The organism is Jeotgalibacillus sp. S-D1, assembly GCF_004358665.1.
Classification (GTDB): Bacteria; Bacillota; Bacilli; order Bacillales; family Jeotgalibacillaceae; genus Jeotgalibacillus.
In genome coordinates this window covers 127170-152543 of the sequence record NZ_SMZR01000004.1, presented here as the reverse complement: position 1 = coordinate 152543, position 25374 = coordinate 127170, and the positions used below count along the sequence as shown (strand labels likewise).

Below are 25374 nucleotides of genomic sequence, written 5' to 3'. Positions count from 1 at the left end.
AATCGATTATGTAAAAAAACGTTTCTAGAAATTAGTTCTTCTTCACTAATTCATAGACTTCATGAACATTGCACACCATTGTGTCAGAGGTTCCTGACACTCCCGTTTTCACAAAGCCGAATTTCTTATACAATCTGACCGCATATGTGTTTTCCGGATCTACACTCAGGGATAAGGCATCGTATTGCTGCTCTTTAGCAAGTCTAATAATCTCACTCATTAACAGTGAACCAACGCCTTTTCCCCGTTCAGATTCCCTGATGGCCATTCCCAGCTCAGGTGTGTGCTGATCCACAAAGCCATACCCAGGCTCGTCTTGTGAAAACAATCGATACCAGACAGCTCCAAGCATATGACCCTCCTCATCGACAGCAGCCAGAGCATTATCTCCTGGTCTGCCCCAGTTCTCACTGTACTTTTTCAGTCCGTTGCTATTTAGCAATTCATTTATTTCAGGCTTGTTTTCAGGTATATGAATAGATTCATATAGCATTTCCAGTAAAAACGGATGTTCATGCAATTCTAATTTTCTCACTTGATACACGAGTGTCACCTCCATCTTTTTTTAATACAGCCGTTCCATATAGCCTTTTTCTAATCTTGCTTCCATTTTTTCGACCGTGTAATCCGGAAGCCTCGCATGTTCATTCAATATTTTCGCTGCAGAGGGCACATCACCAGAATCCAGCCACGTATCCGGCTGCCATAGACCGGAACGTTTAAATGCTTTTGCACAATGTATAAAACATTCCTCAACCTCTACTGCAATGGCGATCTTAGGTATTTTCCCTTTAACCGCCATCTCTTGTAGGATCTCTTCATCCTGAATCAGCTGGGCACTTCCGTTTATCCTAAGCGTTTCTCCCAAACCCGGAATGATAAAAAGAAGGCCGATTTTAGGATTGGCTATAATATTTCTCATTGAATCCATCCGTTTATTACCCGGTCTATCTGGAATAACGAGGCAGTTTTCATTGATAATTTTTACAAACCCCGGCATATCCCCGCGGGGAGATCCATCACAAAACCCCGCGTCATCTGCTGTAGATAAAATTACGAATGGTGATTTATTAATAAAATCTTTGCAGTGCTGATCAATCGAATGAATGACCTTTCTTTTGACCAGCTCACTTGGTTTTCCCACAATGGACTCGAGTTCAATCTGTGAATGAATCACCTTTTGAAATCGTTTTTTATCGCACATTCCTTCTGCTCCTTACACGGAAAACTTATTCATCCAAAAGATAAATTTCGTCTCCCACACTTATTTCCCCTGTATGAACAACAGAAGCATAGACACCAAATTCATTGTTCTTTTCCTTGGCAATCGTTTTAAGCAGTGCAGGATCCTTTGTTCCATCTTTCGGATCCACTGTGATAATCATACATCTGCTGCATAAGGAGGACAGGCTTATCTTGACCTTTTTCCCTATCAACAAATATTTCCCAATCCACTTCTCTTCATCAAAGGGCTTTTTATCAATTAAGTTTATTAAGATGTTCGGACGGAACCTTCTTCCATCAACTTGACTTCCTCTCATTTGCGAAAGTTTATCAAGTGAAGCATCGGTAATCAGCAAAAGATGCGCTTCTTCAAGTGCCCCGATCGGAACATGCTGAGGAGTATATGCGACAGGAGTAAGCGGACGGTTTGAGAGTTGTTCCATTTCCTTTTTCAGTTCAGGATCTTTCCAATTTAACAGCCGTTTGTCAGGTGTTGTAATTTGTATATCAGGATAGGAACCAAGAGAATCTCTTTGATGAAAACGCGCCTCGTACTGAGCCATTTGAGGGCACTGCGTAATGGTTAGATATTTATTCACTCTGGAATCATCTTTAAATGCATGACTTCTGTCTCCGTATAAGCCATAGTTCATAACATATGATTGATGAACAGTTTCCCCTTGAAAGGATTTAACAGGGTGACGGGTGATTTCCTGTACATACCCAATTAACATTGTCATCATCCTTTTTCTGTTTTAATACATTCTAATGTTATGATAGCTATATACTACGTAAAGGAGAACTGCAAAATGAAAAAAATTCTCTGCACCACACTATTTGCAATTTCACTTTTTGTTTTGGGCGGCTGCTCAATTTTAGAAGAAGTAAACAGTTCATTAAATTATGCGAATGAATCTACAGAATATATAAATGAACTTCAAGACTTTGGGGAAAATGCCCCTTCGCTGCTTCAGGATGCCGCAACGAATCCCGACGCAAAGGCGGAATTAGAGGCACAAATAACCACACTTAAAGCTAATATAAATGAGTTCAATGACCTTGAAGAACCCTCTATTGCAGCAGATCTTCACAATTCAGTCGTTGAAAAAAACGAACAGCTGCTTAACGGGATTGATACAGCCATGGAAAGCGGTGAACTGTCCGTAGAAAAGCTGCAAAACACAGAAATTTTTTCTGTGATTAATGAGATGACCCAGCTTTTAGATCAGATTCAGCAGCTTGAATTATAAAGAGCTCCTGGTTAACCACTATTCTACATTTCGACATATTGAAAGATTTTCCTCTATTTTTCAAGACAAAACTCAGCATAAACATACTAAGATTAATGGGCACCATCATCCGTCGATGATGGTGCCCATTAATCTTAGTATGTTTTTTACACAATTATTTTTCTATTATGTTTCCTGTAAACGCTTAGCTTAATTATTACTCTACTTGTTGGAAATCTGTTGTATCACCCCATGAGGCAGGACAGCATGAACACCTTTTACACCGTTAACAATCTGGGTGATTCTTAAATCAACTGAAACACTGGCGATCGCCATCGCCTCCGTTTTATCAAGCCCAAAGGTTTCCTGCATAAAATGAAGCATCCCATCAAGTGCCATAACCGTCGCTTTATTCAAATCATCGTTAAATCCGAATGTAATCCATCCTGACGGGGTATTGGCACGCGGCATTTCCAACGTAAGATCTTCATGGATGGTTAAGGTGAGATTGACTTCGTCCATTGGACATTCAATAGCCGTCCCGGAGACCTCCCCGTCTCCCTGGGCAGCGTGACCATCCCCTACTGAAAACATAGCACCCTCAACCGCTACAGGAAGATACAGCACGCTTCCTTTAACCAGTTCTTTACAGTCTATATTGCCCCCGCAATAACGTGGCGGAATAGTTGAATGGCATCCTTCTTCAGAAGGCGCGGTTGACATTACACCCATAAATGGAGTGAGCGGAACAGTAAAGGTCCGGTCTCCAATTTGTGTTGATCCTGTCATTGCCTCCCGGTCGAGTTCCCAGTCTAACTTAATTTGAGGCACTTCAGAAAGCCCGAGACTTATATTGTGCCAGCCGTTGCTTCCTCCCGCCACATTCCAGCCGTACCAGCTTGGAATCAGTTCATTTATTTTTACTTCAAGCGTCATTCCCGGCCTGGCTCCTTTAACTTCAATCGGGCCGATCAGGGGATGGCCCAGACCCTGTTCATCTTCCCGCGATTCAAACTTTTCCTTCCTTCCGTCGGCATGGGAATAGCCCCATTCAAGACCGATCGTGTTCATTTTAATTGAGTCACCGGAGTTAATGGTAATAATGGGCTGATACTCTCTGCTAAACGAACCGTGCAAATAATCATTTTGAGCTTTTAAGCTGTGTGTCGCAGACATTATGCTCATCCTTTCTCCGAAATACTATTTTCTTCCATTGTACTCTATAACAGTTGTTTACCAAAATAATTTACATACTATTTCGTCAATTTAATTTAAATATGAGGCTGGGACATTATAGAGACACTGACTGTTTCTCCAAAAAGGGACCGGTTCATTTCCGCTACAGGCGGTCGCTTTCCGCGTGGCGGGAGGTGAGCCTCCTTGATGCTGCCGCATCAAACAGTCTCACCCTTCCCGCTGTGTCACGCAGGAGTCGCCGCCTTCCGCTCCAATGAACCTAGGCGTTAAAATGTTACGGGAAATCCAAAAAGGATTCTGCACAACAAAAAGAATGTCCTTAAATTTGGACATTCTTTTTGTAATTCAATGAGTTTTGTCCCATCCACATAAAGAAATCATAAATATTATTATACTATTCAAGGGATAATTCGTTTTCAGTGACCCATTTATGGTTTTCTACTTTTTCCTCGCTGTCAGTTGGCACAAAATCAACCATGTATACTGTAGTTTTTTCAGCTGATACGATTTCAGCGGCAGCGCCATCCATACCCTCCATATGATCAGCCTCAAGAGTTACCTCGGTTCCCGGTTCAAGCAGTTCATCTCCGAGACCTTCTAATTCTTCCTGAATCACCCATTTATGATTTTCAACAGGCTCTCCTCCGTCAGCCGGGGTATAGGTAACGGCATAGGCGATGGTGTCAAAAGCACCGCTGATTTCAGCCTCAGCACCGTTCATACCGGGCATATGGTCTGTATTGATCAACGCTTTGCTGCCCACTTCATAGGCTGGGTCAGCTGCTTCTTGCAGCCCTTCAGGTAGTTCTCCTGAACCGGAATGCATGCTGTGATCCATTTCTATAGACTCATTTTCACTCATCTCTACATGCTGATCGTGCTCGTTATTATTTGACCCTTCTTCTGATTGGTCTGAACAGCCTGCTGCCACCAGCAAAACGGATGCCGCTGCCAAACTGAATAAGATTTTGTTCGTATACATTTTTTTGCCTCCCTTTTCCCATCTATGTAATTCCTCTATAAGAGTAGTGTATCCTACTTATGTACAACATTTTGTAATAAATGATGAATACCCTTATTATTCATAAAAGAGAAGACCCGACCAATACGAGTCTTCTCTTAATCCTTACCGGCGCCCTGCTTTTGCCACGCTTCTCAGCTTGATATTATGCTGGGACATTTCGGTGTGGCCATTCACCTGCGAAGATGCATGCTTAGGCCGTGTCCAATTGTGGTGAAATTTTTGAGATTGCGGATCCAGTTGATCTTTTGAGCTCATTTGAATCACCTCGTCAGCAGGATTATAAAACATGACACTCACTGTGGAATATCTGTTTTAGGGTGTGTAATTAGAGACAAATTATAATCAATAAATGCAAAATAAGCTCAAATGATGAATTTTATTGGTTAGCCGTACTTTTTCTGATGTTCTTTTTTAGCCTTCAAGTATTCTTCATCTTCCCGTACTATAATCCACTTTTTTTCAAAAATAGCGGCAGACTCTGCTTTTTCATCATTAATGTCCCGCTCATTTAACTCTCCACTTTTATCGTATTTTTTCCCTCCTTTGTAATTAGCGTATCGTCTTGCTCTGGTATAGCCCATTTGGATAAACTTTCGGGCCATGTCCATTCCGACAAAATCATCTTTTTTCTTGTACTCAAGAAACATCTTGTAAATTTTTTCCGAGGATGTTTTTGCGATATCAGGCGTTTTAAATCGCCAATGGGGAAGAATTTCACTTTTATAGGGCTCGACCATTAACACACCCTGCTCGCCGCGTCCGACACGGTAAAGTTCAGGTTTTTCTCTAAAATCAATATGATCAAAATCCAGGTCATAATCAAATGGCATGCTAAAACCCTCCTTTTTTTGCTGTATACCCTTTTGAATGTTCACAAACGCCCGTCGTTCACAAAAAAACACTGTCCAAAAGAAATTTTGGACAGTGCTGGATTATTCATATTCCCCGATGATTTTTACTGCTTTCTCCGTTATTTCCGTATTAATTGCGTCCTTAAAATTAATTTCGCCTTTAATGGCACCATTTTTCTTGTACATATCGTATTGTTCCTGAATATTATCTATAAACATTTTGCCGTCAGGATCAAGTCCTGTTACAAAAACATCATCCCACACAGCCGCATCCTTTAATGCGGTGTACTGAGTCATAATATCAATAATTTCATCTTTGCCTATATCCTTTTTGAAGGCATCGTTATAATCCCGAACACCCTTTAAGTAGGCAGTCATAAAGCGCAGTGATACATCCTGTTCTTCTTCCATGAATTTTGGCGAACCAAGAACCATGGCAATTTGGGCTTCCGGAGCAAAATCAGTCGCATCACCCAGACGCACATGAATTCCCTGCGAAATGCCCTGGGTAATAAGCGGTTCTATTTGCAGTGCTGCATCGATCGAGCCTGTTTGGATGGCTGCAAGCATATTGCCAAAGTCAGACATGAGAACAAATTCAGCTTCATCTTCCTTGAGTCCTGCGTGCTCAAGCATTTGATGGTAAATGTAATCATCCAGGGCATGCTTGGTTGATACGGCAATCTTCTTGCCTTTTAAATCACTGTATTCTTTAATTTCGTTTTGTTTATCTGCAGCGATCACAAAAGAGAAATAGGATTTTCCTTTTACATTATGACCTTTATCCGCAATGATTTTCACATCGATCCCCTGGGCTATGGCATTGAAGAAGGAAGCGGACGAAATGCCTCCTGCGATATCCACTTCTCCGGATGCAAGTGCGGGCAGCATATCATCACTATTGGCAAAAGTAGCAAATTCCACTTCAATGTTATAGTCCTCAAAGTATCCTTTTTTATCAGCAATATAAAATCCAGCTCCAGAAGCCGATCCATCCTCAGCGATGACTACCTTTGTTTTTTTGCTTAGAGGAGCTAAATCCCCTGATGGGTTATCCTTGCTGACACTATCGTTGACTTTTACATCCTCTTTATCTGCACAGCCGCAAAGCAAAACGAGAACTCCTAAAATGCCGAGCCATTTTTTCATCCGTGCTCACTCCTTCACCTTCTTGATCCTTGTACTTCCTCCTGCAGATGTTTCCAAATCTCTAAAAATTTAGCCGCCATTTCCGGATTGGAGCGGATGTCTTCCTGTTTTCTCGGGCGCGGAAGGTCAACTTTCATTTCAGCTGTGATTTTGCCGGGCTGTGCACTCATAAGTATGACCCGGTCACTTAAGTACAGTGCTTCATCAATGCTGTGCGTGATGAAAATAACCGTTTTTTTGGTTTCAGACCAGATCGATAGCAGTTCTTCCTGCAAAATATATTTATTCTGTTCATCTAAAGCGCCAAACGGTTCATCCATCAGCAATATTTCAGGATCATTCGCAAAAGCCCTGGCGATACTGACCCGCTGCTTCATTCCGCCGGAAAGCTCTTTCGGATACATTTTTGAAAACTTTCCCAGTCCAACTTTCTTTAAAAAATAATCCGTCCGCTCTTTCACCTGTGCTTTTGGCAAATGCCGCATTTTCAGGCCAAAGGCTACGTTTTCTTCTACCGTTAACCATGGAAGGATTCCTTTTTCCTGGAAAACCATTGATTGGCTTGGACGGTCTTTTTTGCTTTGCTGAATAGAAAAATGACCAGAGCTTTGCGTTTCAAGCCCCGCCAAAATGCGCAGCAGGGTTGTTTTCCCGCAGCCGCTTGGACCGACGATGCACACAAATTCTCCCTCTTCAATATCTAAAGAAATATTTTCAATCGCTGTCACACTGTTTTGCCTTTTGTAAAACACTTTTGTTAATTGCTGGATCGAAATTTTAGGATTTTGGCTCACATCATCACCTCCACGGCAGTAATTTCCGTTGCAGCGCTCTTAATAACAGCGAAAAGATATAACCAAAAAATGAAATTAAAATCAGCCCGACAAACATTTCCTTTAGTAGAAATGCACTGTAGGACGTCCAGATTAAATAGCCAATTCCTGATTGAGCTCCCATCATTTCAGCTGCAACGATGGTTAGAAGAGCAATCGCCTGCCCCATTTGTATACCTTCAAGCATCACCGGCAGAGAGCCCGGCAGCGCTATTTTTAAAAAGAAATCCTTTTTGTTCGCTCCATAGTTTTTCGCTACATCCAAGTAAATGGATTCGATAGATATCACACCAGCTACTGTGTTGATTACCACGGGAAAAAAGACGCTCCCAGCAATCGTAACAATCTTAGATACTTCCCCAATGCCAAAGATGATTAAAATAATCGGCAGCAAGGCTAGTGTTGGAATCGGCATTAAAGCCATAATGACAGGAGAAATAAAATGCCTTATTGGCGCGTACAAGCCCATGCATAATCCGACAATGATGCCGGGAATCACGCCTAGCAGAAAACCGGCAAAAATTCGGAACAGAGAAATATTTATATGTTGGAATAATTCACCATTAGTAAGTAATTCATAAAAAGTTGACAATATGGCTGTCGGTGGCGGGAAAAATCTGGCGTCAATCAGGCCGCTCATAGAGGAAAGCTGCCAGATAAGCAGAAGAAAAACAGGTGAACTAATTGTCAGCCATGTTTTTAAACGCTTTTGGAGCTGTAATTTGCGCCATTCCTGTTGTTCTGTTTCAATTGGATTTTTGTTGTGCATCTTCACCACCCCTTCAACAAAATAATATGTAATGAAGGGAAAATGTGTGCAGATGACACCATCACCTAAAAGTCCTTACCATGCAAAAAAGAGCAGGGCCGCCTTCGTTTCGAAAGGCGGCCCTGCTCTTTTTCTTTTTACATATACGTCTTATGCGGAAGTCTTTTTAGCCCCGTTTGCTGAGTACTTTACCAGTAAAAACAACATCGCCCCTGCAGCGGCTGCCACTATTATCGCAAAAACCACAATCATGACATTCCATTCTGACTTCGTTTCCTGGCCTGAGTAGCTGTAAGGCACTGATGTTTTATTTTCATCTGTAAATAGCCCCAGCTCCTGTGCACGGGAAGTGATGGTGTTTGTTTCTTTTACTGGAGAAAGAAACAGTTCCTCCCTGAGCTGATCAAATGACGTAATCTTGCTTCCATCGAATGTGAGCGACTGGATTTGATCTGACAGGCCTTCTCTCCGGTCGAGCAGCGAATCCTCATGAAAATAGTCTGTATTTAAATCAACTTTTTTCTCCTCGTATAGATTCGGCTGTACAACGGAGGCTGAGGCCGCAAGCGCAGGTAAAACAATCCCCAGAGACAGAGAAAACAGGAAACATGCCACTGCAGCACGCTTAAGCTGCTTCATCTTCAGCTGTCTCTTTCGTTTTAAACCAGTTTTTTGCAAGTAACACAAGTGAAAGAACTACAATGATTGAACTTAATGTAATGACCGCCATAGGGAACAGACTCTGTGTTCCGTATTGGATGGACAAGTAAACCCGGGTAATCGGATCATCGAAGCTGAAGTTTGGAAGGATCAAATCCAGCAAAGGTGCGATAAATAAAAGCATTAATATCACTGTGACAATCCAACCCACACTTGAACCAAAGCTAAATGCAGCAAACACCAGTCCAGATGCCGCCATTAACAGCAAAACTGTATAGACTGACCACATAATTGCCTGGTCGTTAGCAAGCGGGTAAATGGTAAGGCCAAATATACTGATCATCAGCCCTACTACCAAGTTAAGCAATCCGAACAGGGATAATTGGACAAACCAAGGTGATAAAGCAAAGTGGTTTGTAAAAAATCCGATTAGCAAAGCACTTGCCAATAGGATGACCAGCATCACAACAGGTGGCAGATTCACCGTCTCTTCTTCCAGTACCTCTCCTGAAATATTCACTGGATTCGACAGAAAATCATAAATATAGCCATTGGCCTGCCCATCCACTCTGGCATTATCAAAGATTTCGTTTAAATCCGCCGCAACATTTTCGGTAAACAGAATGTTTTCTCCCCAATTTTGATTGAGTGCATTGGATTCCTGCTGAACCCGGTCCACTTCCGTCTGTAGTTCAGCAGTGTAGTTAATGACTCCATCCTGACGTTCTGATAAAGACTTCATCAGTCCGTTTAAAGCGGTCAGCTCGCCGCCAACCTGCTGCTGAAGTTGTGCAGCCTGCGAACCGTTCACAAGTGCACTGCTTTCCTCTGCTTCATTTGAATTTGTCTGAGTAAGGGTTGAAGCCAGGTTTTCTGTGCTAGCGATAATCGTATCCAGTTCAGTTAAAATAATTCCTTGCTGCTCATTGATAATGGAGTCGTAATTATCCATTAACCCCTCTGTCTGAGCAGAGAAATTGTTTACTTCATCCTCTGCCACAGCCATCGAACCGCTTAGCTGGTCCCACGCCTGCTGCTCACGTGAATCAACGGCAAGAATACGCTGGTAGTTTAGTAACAGCTCTTCATTTGCCAGCAATTCGTCAGCAACCGGATCATCTGTTTTCTCCAGTTCCTTCACAAGCTGCCCGTATTCACCAAGCACACGGGCATAGGTGATGAGTGCACTGCCTTCTTTTTCATTCAACTCCTGGTTAAAGGCAGCACCCAGTGCTGACTTGCGGGAGCTCGACAGTACGTCTGATCCAACGATCTCTGCTTCAATTGCCTGCAGCGTTTCCTTGAAGGACTCATCCTCCTGCGGAATCTCAGGTTCAGTCGATTGAAGCTGCTCAACCAATTGATTATAAAGAGTCTGCCATTCCAAGTCGGACTGCTGTTTCTCTTCCAAACCGGCGTCAATAGCCTGCAGAGATGACGTTACTTCGCCGAGCGCTGCCACGATGCCTTCACCTTCAGGGAGCTGTTCAACGGGCACCGCTGAAATTGTTTCCTGCACTTCTCCTACTTTCGTTACAGTTTCCAAAAGGCCAGCCCGTTCTTCTTCAATGCTGTCTAAAATGGCTTCTTCGACTATTTCTTCTCCTCCGCCCGGAACTTCTTCAACAGGCGCTCCACCTGCCACCAGTCCGTTGCGCAGAGGGATTAATACATTTTGAATTTGATCCAGGCTCGTAACATACAAGTCCTGCTTGTACGTTTCCAGCAGAACTTCCTGCAGCTCATACAGCTCTTGTATCTGCTGACCCATCGCACCTTCACGCTGATCACTTAGCTGATTCGCCAGTTCGCTGGTCACGTCAATTTGTTCTTGTATTCCGTTAACGTTATTCAATACAGCTTCCTGCTGCTCTCCATATGACAGCATAGCCTGATTTTGCTCTGCAGCAAGGGCTGCACTGCTATCCTCAATTAAACGCTTGCTTTCTGCATATGTCTCATTTAATAAAGCTTGCTGTTCCTGCTGGTATTCGCGGTAAGCATCAACATCCTCAAGAAATCCCTCAAGATATTGATCTGCTTCTTCCACCGTTTGAACCCGCTCTTCTGCACCATCACTCCCCTCTTCAATTGAGGATTTCAGCTGGGCTAATAAACCGCTCTGGTCTTCAATATCTTCAGCCAGTGTTTGGGAGCCGCTGCTGTAGAATGAGTTCATGGCATTTTGGAACGCGATTTCCTTGTTTAGAATTTCTGTGAAAGCCACTTTCACATGATCAATTTCCTGGCCGATATAGCTCCAATAAATCGTCGACATTTCTCCATTAATTTCATTGCGAGCCATTTCTAATTCACGCTGAACACGTTCGCTATTTTTCGCATTCAGCTGAGGCTGCAATTCAAATTCGATCGATGCTTTTGATGGAGAGCGGTCTCTGAACTTTAACACATGCTCTGAAAAATCCGATGGAACATAGAGTACTGCATCATAAGCACGCTCTTCCAATCCACTTTCTGCTGCGCTGCGGCCAACAACGGTCCAGTTATAATTCGAATTTTCGTTTATCAGGGCAGATACCTCCTGCCCAAATTTAAACGAAAGACCATCTTGCTCTGCTCCCGTGTCTTCATTGACTATGGCAATCTCTCTTGTCATTTGCTCTGTCACCCGGTTTGGATTATCTCCAATGTAGGTGAAAAATAAAATCGGGAGTACCATGATATAAATCATGATACCGACCATTTTCAGTAGATGTTTTCGTTGTTCTGTCATTCAGGTACATTCCTTTCTGCTACATATAATGGAATTTGAATCCTTTTTTCTCTTCCATTTTTAATGAAATAGCCGTAGCCAGGAAGGACCTCTTCTTCATTTCGGGTAAATGACAGAGTGAACAGGTTCTGATCGGATTTTTTCATTAATAGAATGGCTTGACGAATTTGCTTTAATTCTGTTGTTAAGGAATCAAACCCTTTTGATAGCTCATTGCTGTTTCCTGCAACAATAACGGAGAAGCCAAGGTAGCTGTACTGCTTCATAAACGATGCGATTTTATCCTGCAATGCAGGTGTAATGGTTTGCTGGAAACGTCCAACACCATCGATTATAAGAACAATCGGCTTGAAAACAGGTACCGGGGCATGCCCTTCAAGAGCAGCTGTATATTGGTCAGACCGGTTGCCAACGATTACTTGAACCCCCGCAAGCCACTCTTCAATTTGTTCCTTTGACTGCAGATAATCAATGCCTTCTTCATTTGAATAGCTCGATAATCCCCTGTCAATAGAGTCGAACAAACCAATTGACTGCTGTTCCTCTTCAAGCAGATCACGGAGCAATATTTTCAAAACATTGGTTTTCCCTTTTTGAGAGGACCCGACAATAAGCCAGTGATTCCCTTTTGCCAGTTCTATATGAACAGGCTGGACGGTTTCTTCATCCAGTCCAATCGGAACCAGCCCATTTTTCCGATCACCCGCATACTGCTGCGTAAACACTGGCAGCGGAAGTTCGGACGGCAGCATCGGCACGCCTTCTGGTTTTTGAGAAAACTCATACTTCCTGTTAAGCTCCTGAATCTCTTCCCGGATATTTTCAAACAGCTCCAAATCCGTTTCACCTTCAACCGGCAGCGATATCTGAGTGAACACAGCTTGCTCTTTTTTAATAACAGCACGGCCAGGAATGGATTCTATTTCAAATGGCAGTCTGCCTGCCAGGGTGTATGCCTCACTGGTATCCATCAGGTAATGGATCACTTTGGTTTTTAAAGAATTAAGAAGCGCCTGGCGGACTGCATTCACACGTGTAGCTGTTAAAATCATATAAACACCTAAAGATTGTCCATCCCGGGCAATTTGAGTAAACTGCATCTCAATTTCCTGCAGCTCTTCTTTAACCAGATCGAAATTATCAACGACAATGAAGACCAGCGGAAGTTTTTCCTCACTTAATTCATTATAGAGCTTGATGTGACTGACTTCTTTTTGCTGTAACAGCTGTTTGCGCCGGCCCAGCTCCTGCTTCATCAACCGCATAAATTTATCGATTTTCTTCGGCTCATCGACCTGAAAATAATCTGCTGTATGTCCCAGCTGCTTAATCGGCAGCAGCGCTCCGTTTCCAAAATCAAATACATAATAATGCAATTCGTCCGGATTCATTTGACGGGCAAATCCCATTAAAAGGGTAAGGATGGTGGTTGATTTCCCGTAACCCGAGGAACCAAAGATGCCAATATTGCCATCGTCCATGAGCTTGTAGGCATAAGGTGTCTGCAGTTGCATTTCAGGTTCATCAATTAAGGCAAACTCGAGGGAACCAGACTCCTCAGAGGACATAACGATTCTTGAAGGAAGCGGCGGAAGCCAAGGGCTTGGAAGCTGTTCTATATTAAGCGCATGCTGAATGCGTTCTATTTCATCAACAATCGCTTCGATCTCTGTTATGCCGGAGGATTTTCTTTCTTCTTCCGTAGAAATTGAAGATAAAGGAATAAGTCCCAAATCCGTTACCAAAGCAACTTCATCTTCATTCGCCATCGTTTCCTGCTGGTACGCCGCCCCGCTCCATGCCGATTGAAACAGCTCGTATACTTCGTTATTTCCAACCTGTAAATATCCTCTTCCGGTTACCGTAATATGAGAAGCATCAGCATTTTTCAGAATTTCCCTGCTGTCGCTTGCATCCTGAACCTTCAGGGCAATTCGAAACCGTGCATTGCTCCAGATTTGATCGTCTATAATGCCACCTGGTTTTTGGGTTGCCAGAATCAAATGAACCCCCAAGCTTCGTCCAATCCTTGCAGCACTCACCAGTTCCCGGATAAATTCCGGTTCTTCTGTTTTTAGCTCGGCAAACTCATCTGAAATCAGAAATAAATGCGGCATAGGTACTTCCGCTTCTCCCTGCTTATACAGCTTGGTATATTCGTTGATGTGGTTAACCGTATATTGATCAAATAATCGCTGGCGGCGCTTCAGCTCACTTTTAATAGAAGCTAATGCACGGGCACTAAAGTTCTTGCTGCCCTCGATATTGGTGATTGTCCCTAATAAATGGGGCATATTCTTGAACGGCTGAGCCATTCCGCCGCCTTTATAGTCAATCAGTAAGAATGCGACCTCATGTGGATGGAAATGCACCGCAAGCGACAAGATATAGGTCTGTAAAAATTCACTTTTACCGGAGCCTGTGGTTCCAGCTAACAATCCGTGGGGACCATGGGCTTTTTCATGAAGGTTTAATTCCACTAAATCTTCTTTTCCCTTTAATCCAATGGGTACAGATAACGATTTAGCGGATTCTGACGTTCTCCAGCGCTGATCAATCTGAAGATCAGCTACATCACCTGCTTTAAATAAATCCATGTATGATACGGAATTGGGGATTGAATTTGTCATTCCGACCTGATGGTCAAGTGATCGAAGACGTCTGGCAAAATGTTCATTTGTTTCTTTTTTCATTTCATCCAGCTGGAATGGAATCCGAACCGCCTTTTTCTCCTGAATTAAAATATCGCCTTCCTGCTCATTAATATAACGAACCAGGGTATGAATATTATCAGACAGACTTTCCTTGGATTCAGCAGCGAATATAACCGACAAACCAAGGTGGGCGTATTCCCCCTCCAAATATTCCATGATGACATGATCTGCTATCAGTAATTGATTGGTTATCACAAACACAAAATGGGGAACAAATAAAGCGTCTTTTTCCTCTTCAAGCTCCCTTTCCCGTATCCATTCATAAATGGTGGACAAAAGCTGGTCCCTGGACTGCTCATTGTAAATAAAACCTTTTGCATAGGAGTTTGGCAGACCAAAATGAGGAAGCCATTTCATCCATTCCCATGATTTATACTCATTTTCGTGTGTGATAAACACAAATCGCAGATCGTGGTAGCTGTGAGAAAAAGCCAGCTGTCCAACCAGCTGATGCAGTTCGTTTTTTACAATTGACTGCTTTCCAATAAGTCCGACCGCCCCTTGAGCAATATTCATGACCACCGGTGCCTGCTTTACTTGTTTATAATGCATTTCAAGCTGCTGAGCCTGCTCAAGCAAATCATCAATTTCCCGGTTAGAGAGGTCTGCATTGCTGAGCGACACATCGTAGCTTGACGGGACTTCCCCTGTCCCTAATCTTACATGCAGAAAATCGCTGCTCGTCAGTGTCCGCTCCCAAATTCGATCGCTGATATGGGAGGTAAGATATTTCATATCTTCAAAATCAGGATAATGAAATTGAAGCACTTCTTTTTGTTTTGCTGCCAGCTCATGGAGTTCCTGCCGCTTTTGCTGCAGATAAGCTGTATATACTTTCAATCTTTTTTCCTTGCGCTTTTTATGATTCTTGCGTTCTCTGAAAAACTGAACGGTTGAGGTCATGATTGTTGTCATAAACATAACTGCAGAAATAATAATAAAAAGTCCTCTTGGCTGAATCAGGGCAATAATTACCATAACCATCAGCATCATGAGCGGCGGCAGAATAATCAGCCACAATCCGCGGTTGTTGTTTTCACTTTCCTGGCTTGGAAATGTCATCTGCACACGTTCTTCAGGAAGCTCATACACCATGCGGGGCGTTCTTCTGTATACAGGATAGTTTTTCTTCATTTCAGTTGTTGGTTCCATCGTTCTTGGAAGATTGCTGAAAGTTTCTGTTTCACTCCTGATGGACAGCAGATCTTCATCCATGATCATCAATCGGCTCGAAGCCCACTCTATTAAATCTCCATTTTGAATAGATGTTCGCGTGGTTTTACGTTCCCCATTGACATAGAGATCCCGTCCTGATGGAATAAGGGTCCAGCCTGCTGACTGCCGTGCTATTGACCATTCAGAGGTAGAGCTGGCCATAACAGCAGGGTCATGACAGTAAACATGAGCATCCGCCTGTTCGAGAGAGGAAAAAAACACTTCCTCTTCGCCTCCTATATAAAACAACTGCTCCATTTGGGGAATTTCAATCCAGTGGAAAGTCAATGTCTTACCCTGAATCTGAAGGGTCAGTGCAGTTCCAATATTTAATTTTGCTTCAAGATGATCCTTGAACATAATATCAATTTGCTCATCCGCTTTTTTAAACTGAATGGAATCATTCAACGAACGAATCGCAATCGTATCTTTAATAGACGGACCAATTGTAAGGGTATCAAATGACAGTGGATCAAATTCGTGCCGTTGAAGGGTGTCATCATAAAAAACGGTTAATTGCTCCATCACGCCACCCCATTTTGCGTCTTATCAGCACTCGTTTCACTCGAAGCCTGTTCATCTTTTTTGTCCGCCGGTTTTTTTGTTTCTTCTTTTGGCTTAGCTTTCGATTCAGCCTCTGTTTCTGCATCCTGGGTATTTCCTTCGCCATCTTCGGCTTCTTCAGCTTCTTCCAGCTCCTGCTGTTCTTTTTGTTCACGGTCATACTCTTCTAATTCCTGATTAATTTTATCGAGTTCCTGCTGTTTTTCTTCCCCGGTCAAATCATCATCTGCTTTTATCTCTTCTGAATATTGCAATAAACCCATCATAATGAGATCGCGTTCCTGCAGGGATCTGGCTATATTGATGGCGTCCTCGTTTTCCCCCCTGCCGAGATTGATCCAGAATAAAAAGTACTGAGGATCGGTTTGGAGTGTAATCCGGTCTTCTACCGCGGCACGCTGTTCATCTTTTAATACATCCATTACCACGATATAGGCCCGTGCCAGCTGATATTGCACGACATATGGCATACGGTCGGGGTTATGATCTGATAATTCATTCACTACATTGCTATACTGGTTCTTCAGGAAGTGCTCATTGCTGTTTATATAGGCTTCCTGCCTTGGCTGAATAAAAAAATAAGAATAAAAACTGAGTATAAGTAACGGGATTAGTAAGGCGGTCAGACCAATGAGAATGTATTTTCTTACTTTCCATGCCTTATTCGGCACATTTGTAAAAGTTTTTTGACGCTTTTCTTCTTCGTCAATTTGTGCGATAAGCAGGTTTTTTAATACCTCAGCATCAGCCGCCTCACGAATTTCCTGCATTGCAGGGGTAAGCTGAAGCGTGTGATGCACATGCAGATAATCTTTAAATGGCTTGGAAGAATCTATTGCGTATAAAATACTTGCTTTTAACTCATTAAAAGACAATTCTTCCTCTCTCTCATAAGGAGGCAGACTTTCCTCTACTCCATAGTGCAGCAAATAGGGTGAGTTGGATCGGTCGATGATGATATTGTCCGGAGAATAAATGGGATGCAGCCGCTTTGAAAGCTTTCGCTCTGAAAAATGAACAAGCTTTAAAGCAAATGTCCATCGGGCTAATCGTGATTTTTTATGCATTGCTGTGAATGGCTGAAATGATTCTGGAGGAATGACTGAGATGACCACCTCATCCTCTGTGGTATGAATTTCTTTTTTCAGTTCAGGATGGACTGTTTTTAATAGATGAATTTCCACTTCATCCACCAATTTAATTTTTGTTTGCTGGAATGTAAAAACATGACCGTTTGTATGGTCTGCCTTAGCATCCAGCCGTTCTTCTAAATATGTAAGTTTATGTTCCTTCATTAGCCGGCAGCTCCTCTATAAAATTTCTATACGATCCCCTTTAGTAACACCTTTGGATGAGAGTTGGTGTGTGCCGTATAGAAGAATATCCTTGTTTGCCACACGAAGCCAGCTTCCTTCTTTTGGTTGAATAGCAATTCCTTTTGCCTGCCATACAATATCTACTAATTTTTTCGCAGAATAATAGTCTGATAGACGCAAATCAAATATTTCACCTGTATAATGCTTTAAATCAATTGTTACATCTATGTACATCACGTTCACCTCTGGCGCATCTTATTAACCCATGCTAGCGGGGCACACTTTTAACAGCAGCGTTCAAACCAAGAAAAAGCGCTATCCTCTTTGCAGAATCAGCGCTCTTATTTCTTATCAAATTATCATTTTCCAATTAGCCGCGAATTTGGTTCGCGACATTTGAATCGGCTTCTTGCAGCGCATTAGAAGCACTTTGAAGTTGACGGGAAACTTCTTCTAGCAATTGAGACATTCTCACATAAGAAGGGCGCAACTCAGCGTATTGATCAGCAAACGCCTGGCTTGCTTGTCCTTCCCACATTGATACAAGCTGGTCGATCATATTGTCCAAGCGGGTTACCTGTTCATTTGCCATGCTGCTTTCTTGAAGATAACGACTTGCAACCTGTTCCAGTTCTGCTGGAGTAACGCGAATATTTCCTGACATCTCAATCTCTCCTTTTATTAACTTTTTTTACCTGTATCTATTGTAGCAAGGAACGATGGAATATCAAACTTTAAACTAAAATTTTATTAAAATATGTAAATAGACTGACACAAAAGGCGCATCTTATCATTTTTTGTCGAATATACAGTGCATAATTCCTTTTTAATCACGTTATAATCAAATAAATTTGTATAAACTCATTTTATATCGTGACAAATCACCCCCTTCGCACACAATCCTTCTTTCTATGAGAACAGACCATTTTACTATAATATTTTTGTTCAAGAACCAATCTGAAGCAAAATGCGGTTGGAAAACTTTGAAGGTACAAGCAATGCAAATCTAAAGGGTAAATAAGTGACTCAGTACACTCATTCTGATCCAATGGCAACCATAAAAAAGCCCCAGTCCTATGATAGACATAAGAGAGGGGCTATGTTATTTGATTAATTTAAAATTTCTCCGCAAATGATTCGTTTACCGCTCTTACCGGATGGGTCTGTTTTATAGTCATCTTTTCCTTCGTGTATAACCAATGAACTACCATCATCATCAAGCAGGGAGTTTTTAGCTCCTTGTTTTAATGTTACAGCTTCTACGGTCAACTCCAGGTTAACCGATCCATCTGGATCTACCGTTAAATTAGGCAGGTCACCTGCATGAAAGCCCTCAGGATTATCAATCCCATGCTTTTTGTGATCAGGATTGAAATGATCACCTGCAGAGGTGAAATCCGGAATTTTACAAGACCCGGTCTCATGAATATGGATGGCTTTTACTCCCGGCTCCAGCCCTTCTGCCTGCAAACCGATTGTTACGCCTTTTTCAGTTTCATTCAATGTCGCTTTTCCAACGGACTTTCCTTCTGTATTAATCATATCAACCATAATCGAAGGTGCCGTCTCTTCACTAACCTTAACGACCTGCTCATCCGAAGATAAATTATTCATCGCATTGCAGCCGCCTATTATTACACCTGCCATAAACATTATTCCTATTAAACGCAGTTTCATTACTAAACCCTCCTAAAAAATCATTCATTAGAAGGATAGCCATGAATTGGTAAAGTAATACCGTGCAGCGCTGCTATTTTTATCGAACACGTTTGTGGACTTATCGATCATTCTGCTTTGTTTATCAATCACCCTTTCCATTATATCGATCGATCCTATCAATATTTCGATCAAAATCATTAGAATGCGGCAGATATTAATCAACTTTGGCATTTTATCTAACATTTTTTCAGAAATATCGATCAAGATGCCGCAGATATCGGTCACAGCTCCAGCAGCATTCTTAAAAAAGTTAGCAAAAAAAGCCACTTCCGCTTTCCACAGCGAAAATGGCACTAACCAAACAATTATTGTTATCTTCTAAACACCGACATAAGCGTAAAGCCTACATTTGCGGGTCTTTCGGCTAATCGTTTCATAAAGTAAGTGTACCAGTCTGGTCCATACGGTACGTAGACCACCATTTTATAACCTTCTTCAGCGAGTTCTTTTTGCTTTTCATCCCGCATTCCCTGAAGCATTTGAAACTCAAATTGGTCGTAAGGGATGTTGTGCTCTGAGACCAGCTCTTTTACGAAATCAATCATATCATTGTCATGAGTTGCCACTTGTACGTAATGACCCTTTAACATATGATTTTTCACAAGCATTTTATAATTTTCGTCTACTAATTTTTTTTCATTAATGTCTACATCACGTGATTCTTTATATGCACCTTTTACAAAACGTATGGCTGGAGACAGTTCCTCCAGTTTCTCCACATCGGTTTCTGTGCGGAAAAGATTTGCTTGAAGGGCAATTCCTATATTGTCATATTCTTTCCGAAGCTTGGTAAATATTTCGATGATTTTCCCGCAGTTCACATACTCTTCCATGTTTAATGTGACAAAAACATTATGCTTTTTAGCTTCTTCTAATATCTCACGCATATTGGAAAGAGTGACTTCTTCCCCCAATTCCAGTCCGACTGAAAAAAGCTTTAATGAAATTTGCCCGTTAAGACCGTGGCTTTGGATAGCAGCAATCGCATTGCGGCAGAGGTCGACCGTTTCTTTAGCGTCTTCCTCATTATTAATAAATTCTCCCAGACAATCGATCGTAACACCAATTCCTTTTTCATTAAAAGCTTTAACCTGATCTACTACTCCGTCGACTGTCTGACCGCCTACGAAATGAGAACCGCCAAGGGTTAATCCAGTGCTTCTGGCTACTTTGATCAACGGTTTGTTTTTGGCCAGAAAGGTGAAAAACGTACGCATCGTTTCTTCTACCATGAAGATCCTCCTCTAAAGTACATATTGAACTCGTTAACTACCTTTTCCCCACCTGACTAAACAAAAAACTAGCTAATCTGTTGTTTAGTTAACGCGCATCCGTTAAATATACATATTGATGCTGCTAATCAAGCAGCAATTCGCAATAAAACTGAAGATGAAAAGAACCCCTGTCAATCATTTAGACGGCCGGGGTTCTTTCTTTTCTATCTGCGCTGAAACGTGGTAAGATGGAAACCGAGAATGATACATTTAAAGGAGTGACTTACACATGACTAAAACAGGTACAATTGAATTAACAGATGGCAGCAAACTAGCTATTGAACTTTATCCGGAGGAAGCCCCTGGTACAGTTGCAAACTTTGAAAAACTGGCTAACGAAGGCTTTTATGACGGCCTGAATTTCCACCGCGTTATCCCTGGTTTTGTAAGCCAAGGAGGATGTCCAAATAAAAATGGTACAGGTGGTCCTGGCTATACTATCAAATGTGAAACAGAAGGAAATCCTCATACACATGTAGCAGGATCTCTTTCAATGGCACATGCGGGCAAAGATACTGGCGGCAGCCAATTTTTCATCGTTCATGAGTCTCAGCCGCATCTAAATGGCGTTCACACTGTTTTTGGTAAAGTGACTGAAGGCTTGGAGCATGCATTAAAAATGGATCAAGGCGCAGGCATCAACTCAATCCGCGTATCTGAATAACCTTTAAAAGAAGAGCAGAAATGCTCTTTTTTTTTAACTGCTTTTCTCACTCGAAAGGGGTAAATATTTGGTGAAAAACGCACCAATGAGCAGGAGTGCTGTGACTGACAGCCAGATGCCAATGCCTCCTTTTCCAGTTAATGCACTAAAAAAAGCAAGAATGGAGATTACAAAAAATGAAATAGGCGTTATAAAACTTTTTATATCCCTTTCCCCCTTACTCTTCTTTCTTTTTTGAAACACATAGACAATGCTGATTGATAAAATAACAATATATATACAAATCAAAATAACCGGATTCATATTTTTATCCCCCCTATTTAGTATCGGTTTTTAAATATACCAAAATAATAAAACTGATGATTGCAACGCCTGCGACAATGTAAAACCAGTCAGGTACATACTCCCCTCCGAACAACAATAAAGTCACCCCTCTTCACATTCTTCTATATTCAAGTGTAAACGACTGCAGAAACAATAGAAACCAAGCTCTTTCTACACTATATTGCAAACTAAAAGCGCGGCTGGAGGAATTGACATGAAGGAAATACTTTCAATTTTTGATGAGAGTCATAGGAGACTTGGTGAAGCTGACCGGAACGAAGTTCACCGAAAAGGCTATTGGCATGAAACATTTCATTGCTGGCTCGTACATAAAGAAGGCAGTGATTTGCATCTGTATTTTCAATTGAGAAGCCCCCTAAAAAAAGATTACCCGCTTATGCTTGATATTACAGCGGCAGGCCATATTCTGTCACATGAAACCGCAGCAGATGGCGTACGTGAAGCAGAAGAAGAAATTGGTTTATCCGTCTGCTATTCAGACCTTCGCCCGCTTGGAATAATTAAAGAACGTCTTACTCATGGGAATGTCCTCGATAATGAAATCTGTCATACCTTTTATTACGAGATTGACCCTTCTTTCAATGGGTTTGTACTTCAACAGTCTGAGGTTTCAGGAATGTTCCGTATCCGGCTCGATGTATTTGAAGATCTTATCAGCGGTAAAATCGGGAAGGCGATGATCAGCGGTTTTCAGGAAGATAAAGATGGACGCCGGTATAATGTGGATAGAAATGTGCATAAGCATGATTTTGTGCCGCATGAGAAACATTATTTTGCAGAAATCATCAGTAAATTAAAGATAAATATGAACTGTCCACAGTAATGGCGCTTGCCCAATTCATTAAATACGAAGAGAATGCCTTCTCGAACAGGACATTTGTTCGTGAAGGCATTACTATTTGCGCAGAGTACTTTCCTGCTATTACTTTATATAACTTGATATCCCAAGTTAATTGCAGCGGTACTGAACCGCCTTTATAAGATGACTTTTTCAATGGCACCGCTGCGCAGCAGCTCCTTTAATTAGTTATGCACATGTGGATAACCTGCCAGTATATAACTGCTTACATAAACCACTGTTCGATCGTCCCCTTGCCATTCTCCACGGTTACCTCCCCAACTGCTCCATTAATAAATGTGATCTGCGGGGGGACATGTCCGCAGTCCACATCATAGACAACCGGTACCTCCAGCTCTCGGGAAAGTGCTTCATAAACATCTTCTATAACATAATCTTCCACTGGAGCATTTGCACTGCTCCTGCCAAATACGAGACCCGCACAATGATCAAACCAGCCTGCAAGCTTCATCTGAACCAATGTTCTCCTCAAGTCGACAGTGTTCATTTCACAGTTTTCAAGGTACCAGATGATGGGCTCTCCTGTCGTATAAGCTTCTCTGAACTGCACAACGTCTCCATATGGAGTACCGACTAAGTGGCGGATAACGTCAATACAACCTCCAAGAAATCTTCCTTTGAATTGTTCTTTCCTACCGGATACTGTTTTCCATTCCGTCGGTTCAGTTAAATGGAACACTTCAGAAGAAGGGTTCTCAAAGTCCCATTCTTTTTGATATTTAATAGAAGAAGCCTGGATGACTGAATCCCCTTTGCGGGTAGAAAGGACATCGATCCACCTTGCTGTCGTCTGATCCATTGATTCCCCCCGCAGATCAATAAAATTTGTCCCATGAGCAGTTGCAAGGCCATTTCTAAGAGTAATAGCTAAAAGCAAAAGACTCGTATCGGAATAACCTAGTATCCATTTTCGATTCATTTTTTTAAAATCGACGTATTCCAGCATTTCAATCAACAGCTCTCCTCCCCAAGGAGGAATAATAATATCCACAGCTGGATCCTTCATCATATTATTAAACTCCTGACCTCTTATACTTGCAGGAGCTGCAGAAGCTTTTTTCTGCTGCCAAACGGTATCACCGCAAATGGTTTGATAACCCCTTTGCTCCATTCTGAAAATCGATTCATTCACCAGATGATGAAGATTTTTATCAACCCCTGATGATGGCGCCGTTACTCCGATCGTATCTCCCTTTTTTAACTGCGGGTAGTGAATCATAGAAAAAGCCTCCTCTTATCATTTTTTCCATATAAAGTAATTAATATTAATCAGTGTAACGCAACGGTGATTTTATATGAAGCTTTTTGATAAAATTTGGCGGTAAAATGAGAACATTTCTTCATAAATAGCTAGTAATAAGAAGTTTTATAAGAGAAATTTGAATTAGTACAAAGACTTTTTTCACCTTTTCTTTAAAATTTCCCAATATTATTTTAACATTTTTTCCCTTTTGATAGTAAGATACAGTTTCTTTTCACCAGTGTATTCAGCTGTCAACAAGTATGGGATGATTGCATGTAGCCGTCTATGCCTCCCTTTTTATAGGTCTTTAAGACCTATTCAGCAGAAAACTATTCATTTTATTCATCTTATTGATTTAAGTAAATATCGAAATTCCCCAGCCACACAAGCATTCTTCTTTTTAAAACATAATTCTACTAAACAACTGAATTTTCTGTATTTTTCCCAATAAACAAATGAGTGTTCCTCTGCTAGGATAAAAGCAGGAACAAAATATCATTAAAAGAAGGAGTGGAAAGTTTGAGAAGATCGAAGAGAGTGTTTATGAGTCTGTTAGTAACTGCTAGTCTTGCAATACCTACAATGTCAGCTGGCGCCGCTCAAGACAATAGTAATGGAGCTGAAAAGTTCCGCGTTTATGTCGAGGCAGCAAACAAATCCTCAAAAGCATCCGTTGAAGGCCAATATGAAGCAAGATGGCATTTAACTGAAAATGGATTTTCTACAGAAATGACTAAAAGACAGTTTGACGTTTTGAAAAAAAGCAAGAAGGTTAAGCTGACAAGAGTCCAGGAGGTTACCCTGGATACGGAGACCAGAGCTTCTAAAAGCGGAAATGTAAAAACAGCCGCTTTGCCTAACCAGCAGATTACGTGGGGCATGAAAGCAATCTATAACAATGCTAATCTGACATCCACCACTGGCGGAGCAGGAATCAATGTGGCAGTACTTGACACAGGCGTTACCACTTCTCATTACGATCTTGTCAACAATGTTGAACAATGTAAGGATTTCACTCAGGCTTCCCCATTAGTAAACGGAACATGTACGGATGCCAATGGACATGGTACTCATGTAGCAGGTACAGTGCTGGCTGATGCCGGAAGTGATAAACGAGGCATTTACGGCGTTGCTCCACAGGCAGACCTTTGGGCATATAAGGTACTGGGCAACAATGGTTCAGGCTATTCAGATGACATCGCTGCGGCAATTCGCCACGCAGCCGATCAGGCCTCAAGTACTGGCACTAAGACAGTCATTAACATGTCTTTAGGCTCAGCAGGTAAAGATACACTGATTTCCAGTGCTGTTGATTATGCTTACAGTAAAGGTGTTCTGATTGTAGCCGCTTCAGGCAACTCAGGGCCAAACCAAGGTTCAATTGGTTATCCTGGTGCTTTGACAAATGCAGTGGCCGTAGCAGCTCTTGAGAATCGTCAGGAAAACGGCAGTTATCGTGTAGCCGACTTTTCTTCCCGAGGATACGCATCTACTGATGGTGACTATGTCATCCAGCAGGGTGATGTAGAAATTTCAGCACCTGGTGCATCCGTTTATTCTACTGCAAATAACGGCGGATACACTACGCTTAGCGGTACATCAATGGCAACACCTCATGTTGCCGGACTTGCAGCAAAAATTTGGTCGCAAAATCCGGGCTGGTCACATACTCAGCTTCGCACGAATTTGCAAAACCGTGCAAAAGCGGTTGATATTAAAGGCGGATATGGCGCCGCTGCAGGCGATGACTACGCTTCAGGATTTGGTTTTGCACGCGTAAACTAAGACAGT

At 41.9% G+C, this 25374-nt stretch carries 25 protein-coding genes; 4 read left to right on the top strand and 21 right to left on the bottom strand.

Going from position 1 to position 25374, the window contains the following annotated elements:
- Positions 1 to 31: 31 nt before the first annotated feature.
- From E2R51_RS13535 to E2R51_RS13525, 3 genes are read right to left on the bottom strand one after another with little or no spacing between them, the layout of a single operon-like run.
- On the bottom strand, positions 32 to 544 hold the full coding sequence (locus E2R51_RS13535; RefSeq protein ID WP_133377618.1) for a GNAT family N-acetyltransferase: 513 nt from the start codon (positions 542 to 544) through the stop codon (positions 32 to 34).
- A gap of 21 nt (positions 545 to 565) precedes the next feature.
- Positions 566 to 1204: a pyridoxamine 5'-phosphate oxidase family protein gene (locus tag E2R51_RS13530; RefSeq protein WP_133377617.1), complete on the bottom strand. Its 639-nt coding sequence runs from the start codon at positions 1202 to 1204 to the stop codon at positions 566 to 568.
- A 25-nt stretch (positions 1205 to 1229) separates the two neighbouring features.
- Positions 1230 to 1958, bottom strand: coding sequence for an MOSC domain-containing protein (locus tag E2R51_RS13525; RefSeq protein WP_133377616.1), 729 nt, complete (start codon positions 1956 to 1958; stop codon positions 1230 to 1232).
- A 75-nt stretch (positions 1959 to 2033) separates the two neighbouring features.
- On the opposite strand from E2R51_RS13525, the gene E2R51_RS13520 reads away from it, so the two are divergent.
- The gene (locus E2R51_RS13520; protein ID WP_133377615.1) at positions 2034 to 2474 is read left to right on the top strand and encodes a DUF6376 family protein; all 441 of its coding nucleotides are present in this window, start codon (positions 2034 to 2036) and stop codon (positions 2472 to 2474) included.
- 201 nt (positions 2475 to 2675) lie between these two features.
- Here E2R51_RS13520 and E2R51_RS13515 read toward each other — a convergent pair whose 3' ends face one another.
- The 16 genes from E2R51_RS13515 to E2R51_RS13440 form a co-directional block, all read right to left on the bottom strand.
- Positions 2676 to 3629 (bottom strand): acetamidase/formamidase family protein, encoded by a 954-nt coding sequence (locus E2R51_RS13515; protein WP_133377614.1) that lies wholly within the window; start codon positions 3627 to 3629, stop codon positions 2676 to 2678.
- A 415-nt stretch (positions 3630 to 4044) separates the two neighbouring features.
- The gene (locus E2R51_RS13510) at positions 4045 to 4632 is read right to left on the bottom strand and encodes a YdhK family protein (RefSeq protein ID WP_133377613.1); all 588 of its coding nucleotides are present in this window, start codon (positions 4630 to 4632) and stop codon (positions 4045 to 4047) included.
- 144 nt (positions 4633 to 4776) lie between these two features.
- Complete coding sequence (locus E2R51_RS13505) at positions 4777 to 4929, bottom strand: YpzG family protein (protein WP_133377612.1); 153 nt, start codon at positions 4927 to 4929, stop codon at positions 4777 to 4779.
- Positions 4930 to 5057: 128 nt separating this feature from the next.
- Positions 5058 to 5504: a DUF4385 domain-containing protein gene (locus E2R51_RS13500; protein ID WP_133377611.1), complete on the bottom strand. Its 447-nt coding sequence runs from the start codon at positions 5502 to 5504 to the stop codon at positions 5058 to 5060.
- 102 nt (positions 5505 to 5606) lie between these two features.
- Positions 5607 to 6674, bottom strand: a complete 1068-nt coding sequence (locus E2R51_RS13495; RefSeq protein ID WP_133377610.1) for an ABC transporter substrate-binding protein — start codon at positions 6672 to 6674, stop codon at positions 5607 to 5609.
- Between the two features lie 14 nt (positions 6675 to 6688).
- On the bottom strand, positions 6689 to 7468 hold the full coding sequence (locus tag E2R51_RS13490) for an ABC transporter ATP-binding protein (protein WP_133377609.1): 780 nt from the start codon (positions 7466 to 7468) through the stop codon (positions 6689 to 6691).
- Between the two features lie 4 nt (positions 7469 to 7472).
- Entirely contained in the window at positions 7473 to 8276 is an 804-nt protein-coding gene (locus E2R51_RS13485; protein ID WP_133377608.1) for an ABC transporter permease, read from the bottom strand.
- A 150-nt stretch (positions 8277 to 8426) separates the two neighbouring features.
- Positions 8427 to 8915, bottom strand: coding sequence for a type VII secretion protein EssA (gene essA, locus E2R51_RS13480; RefSeq protein WP_133377607.1), 489 nt, complete (start codon positions 8913 to 8915; stop codon positions 8427 to 8429).
- On the bottom strand, positions 8902 to 11670 hold the full coding sequence (esaA, locus tag E2R51_RS13475) for a type VII secretion protein EsaA (protein WP_133377606.1): 2769 nt from the start codon (positions 11668 to 11670) through the stop codon (positions 8902 to 8904). The genes essA and esaA overlap by 14 nt, the downstream gene beginning before the upstream one ends.
- Complete coding sequence (essC, locus tag E2R51_RS13470) at positions 11667 to 16124, bottom strand: type VII secretion protein EssC (RefSeq protein WP_133377605.1); 4458 nt, start codon at positions 16122 to 16124, stop codon at positions 11667 to 11669. Before essC ends, esaA begins: the two co-directional genes overlap by 4 nt.
- Positions 16124 to 17458 carry a type VII secretion protein EssB gene (essB, locus tag E2R51_RS13465; protein ID WP_133377604.1) on the bottom strand — a complete coding sequence of 445 codons (1335 nt, stop codon included), beginning with the start codon at positions 17456 to 17458 and terminating at the stop codon, positions 16124 to 16126. The genes essC and essB overlap by 1 nt, the downstream gene beginning before the upstream one ends.
- A 15-nt stretch (positions 17459 to 17473) precedes the next feature.
- On the bottom strand, positions 17474 to 17713 hold the full coding sequence (yukD, locus tag E2R51_RS13460) for an ESX secretion system protein YukD (RefSeq protein WP_133377603.1): 240 nt from the start codon (positions 17711 to 17713) through the stop codon (positions 17474 to 17476).
- 136 nt (positions 17714 to 17849) lie between these two features.
- Complete coding sequence (locus E2R51_RS13455) at positions 17850 to 18143, bottom strand: WXG100 family type VII secretion target (protein ID WP_133377602.1); 294 nt, start codon at positions 18141 to 18143, stop codon at positions 17850 to 17852.
- A 446-nt stretch (positions 18144 to 18589) separates the two neighbouring features.
- A complete protein-coding gene (locus E2R51_RS13450; protein ID WP_133377601.1) occupies positions 18590 to 19156 on the bottom strand; it encodes a superoxide dismutase family protein in 567 nt (188 codons plus the stop codon).
- A 27-nt stretch (positions 19157 to 19183) separates the two neighbouring features.
- Complete coding sequence (locus E2R51_RS13445; RefSeq protein ID WP_133377600.1) at positions 19184 to 19465, bottom strand: hypothetical protein; 282 nt, start codon at positions 19463 to 19465, stop codon at positions 19184 to 19186.
- Positions 19466 to 19509: 44 nt separating this feature from the next.
- Complete coding sequence (locus E2R51_RS13440) at positions 19510 to 20430, bottom strand: proline dehydrogenase family protein (RefSeq protein ID WP_133377599.1); 921 nt, start codon at positions 20428 to 20430, stop codon at positions 19510 to 19512.
- Between the two features lie 271 nt (positions 20431 to 20701).
- Here E2R51_RS13440 and E2R51_RS13435 point away from each other — a divergent pair, with 271 nt between their 5' ends.
- Positions 20702 to 21136, top strand: a complete 435-nt coding sequence (locus E2R51_RS13435) for a peptidylprolyl isomerase (RefSeq protein WP_133377598.1) — start codon at positions 20702 to 20704, stop codon at positions 21134 to 21136.
- A 33-nt stretch (positions 21137 to 21169) separates the two neighbouring features.
- Here E2R51_RS13435 and E2R51_RS13430 read toward each other — a convergent pair whose 3' ends face one another.
- The gene (locus E2R51_RS13430; protein WP_133377597.1) at positions 21170 to 21439 is read right to left on the bottom strand and encodes a hypothetical protein; all 270 of its coding nucleotides are present in this window, start codon (positions 21437 to 21439) and stop codon (positions 21170 to 21172) included.
- Between the two features lie 235 nt (positions 21440 to 21674).
- On the opposite strand from E2R51_RS13430, the gene E2R51_RS13425 reads away from it, so the two are divergent.
- On the top strand, positions 21675 to 22304 hold the full coding sequence (locus tag E2R51_RS13425) for an NUDIX hydrolase (RefSeq protein WP_133377596.1): 630 nt from the start codon (positions 21675 to 21677) through the stop codon (positions 22302 to 22304).
- A 241-nt stretch (positions 22305 to 22545) separates the two neighbouring features.
- On the opposite strand, the gene E2R51_RS13420 is transcribed toward E2R51_RS13425, so the two are convergent.
- Complete coding sequence (locus E2R51_RS13420; RefSeq protein ID WP_133377595.1) at positions 22546 to 23559, bottom strand: S66 family peptidase; 1014 nt, start codon at positions 23557 to 23559, stop codon at positions 22546 to 22548.
- A 543-nt stretch (positions 23560 to 24102) separates the two neighbouring features.
- Here E2R51_RS13420 and E2R51_RS13415 point away from each other — a divergent pair.
- Positions 24103 to 25368 (top strand): S8 family peptidase, encoded by a 1266-nt coding sequence (locus E2R51_RS13415; RefSeq protein WP_240733081.1) that lies wholly within the window; start codon positions 24103 to 24105, stop codon positions 25366 to 25368.
- The last annotated feature ends 6 nt before the right edge of the window (positions 25369 to 25374 follow it).

What these genes read in the sequence shown, in the direction of transcription:
- E2R51_RS13530 (WP_133377617.1), bottom strand. Translation starts at nt 1,204, where the DNA reads ATGTGCGATAAAAAACGATTTCAAAAGGTGATTCATTCACAGATTGAA.
- E2R51_RS13525 (WP_133377616.1), bottom strand. Translation starts at nt 1,958, where the DNA reads ATGTTAATTGGGTATGTACAGGAAATCACCCGTCACCCTGTTAAATCC.
- E2R51_RS13520 (WP_133377615.1), top strand. Translation starts at nt 2,034, where the DNA reads ATGAAAAAAATTCTCTGCACCACACTATTTGCAATTTCACTTTTTGTT.
- E2R51_RS13515 (WP_133377614.1), bottom strand. Translation starts at nt 3,629, where the DNA reads ATGTCTGCGACACACAGCTTAAAAGCTCAAAATGATTATTTGCACGGT.
- E2R51_RS13510 (WP_133377613.1), bottom strand. Translation starts at nt 4,632, where the DNA reads ATGTATACGAACAAAATCTTATTCAGTTTGGCAGCGGCATCCGTTTTG.
- E2R51_RS13505 (WP_133377612.1), bottom strand. Translation starts at nt 4,929, where the DNA reads ATGAGCTCAAAAGATCAACTGGATCCGCAATCTCAAAAATTTCACCAC.
- E2R51_RS13500 (WP_133377611.1), bottom strand. Translation starts at nt 5,504, where the DNA reads ATGCCATTTGATTATGACCTGGATTTTGATCATATTGATTTTAGAGAA.
- E2R51_RS13495 (WP_133377610.1), bottom strand. Translation starts at nt 6,674, where the DNA reads ATGAAAAAATGGCTCGGCATTTTAGGAGTTCTCGTTTTGCTTTGCGGC.
- E2R51_RS13485 (WP_133377608.1), bottom strand. Translation starts at nt 8,276, where the DNA reads ATGCACAACAAAAATCCAATTGAAACAGAACAACAGGAATGGCGCAAA.
- essA (WP_133377607.1), bottom strand. Translation starts at nt 8,915, where the DNA reads ATGAAGCAGCTTAAGCGTGCTGCAGTGGCATGTTTCCTGTTTTCTCTG.
- esaA (WP_133377606.1), bottom strand. Translation starts at nt 11,670, where the DNA reads ATGACAGAACAACGAAAACATCTACTGAAAATGGTCGGTATCATGATT.
- essC (WP_133377605.1), bottom strand. Translation starts at nt 16,124, where the DNA reads ATGGAGCAATTAACCGTTTTTTATGATGACACCCTTCAACGGCACGAA.
- essB (WP_133377604.1), bottom strand. Translation starts at nt 17,458, where the DNA reads ATGAAGGAACATAAACTTACATATTTAGAAGAACGGCTGGATGCTAAG.
- yukD (WP_133377603.1), bottom strand. Translation starts at nt 17,713, where the DNA reads ATGTACATAGATGTAACAATTGATTTAAAGCATTATACAGGTGAAATA.
- E2R51_RS13455 (WP_133377602.1), bottom strand. Translation starts at nt 18,143, where the DNA reads ATGTCAGGAAATATTCGCGTTACTCCAGCAGAACTGGAACAGGTTGCA.
- E2R51_RS13450 (WP_133377601.1), bottom strand. Translation starts at nt 19,156, where the DNA reads ATGAAACTGCGTTTAATAGGAATAATGTTTATGGCAGGTGTAATAATA.
- E2R51_RS13440 (WP_133377599.1), bottom strand. Translation starts at nt 20,430, where the DNA reads ATGGTAGAAGAAACGATGCGTACGTTTTTCACCTTTCTGGCCAAAAAC.
- E2R51_RS13435 (WP_133377598.1), top strand. Translation starts at nt 20,702, where the DNA reads ATGACTAAAACAGGTACAATTGAATTAACAGATGGCAGCAAACTAGCT.
- E2R51_RS13430 (WP_133377597.1), bottom strand. Translation starts at nt 21,439, where the DNA reads ATGAATCCGGTTATTTTGATTTGTATATATATTGTTATTTTATCAATC.
- E2R51_RS13425 (WP_133377596.1), top strand. Translation starts at nt 21,675, where the DNA reads ATGAAGGAAATACTTTCAATTTTTGATGAGAGTCATAGGAGACTTGGT.
- E2R51_RS13420 (WP_133377595.1), bottom strand. Translation starts at nt 23,559, where the DNA reads ATGATTCACTACCCGCAGTTAAAAAAGGGAGATACGATCGGAGTAACG.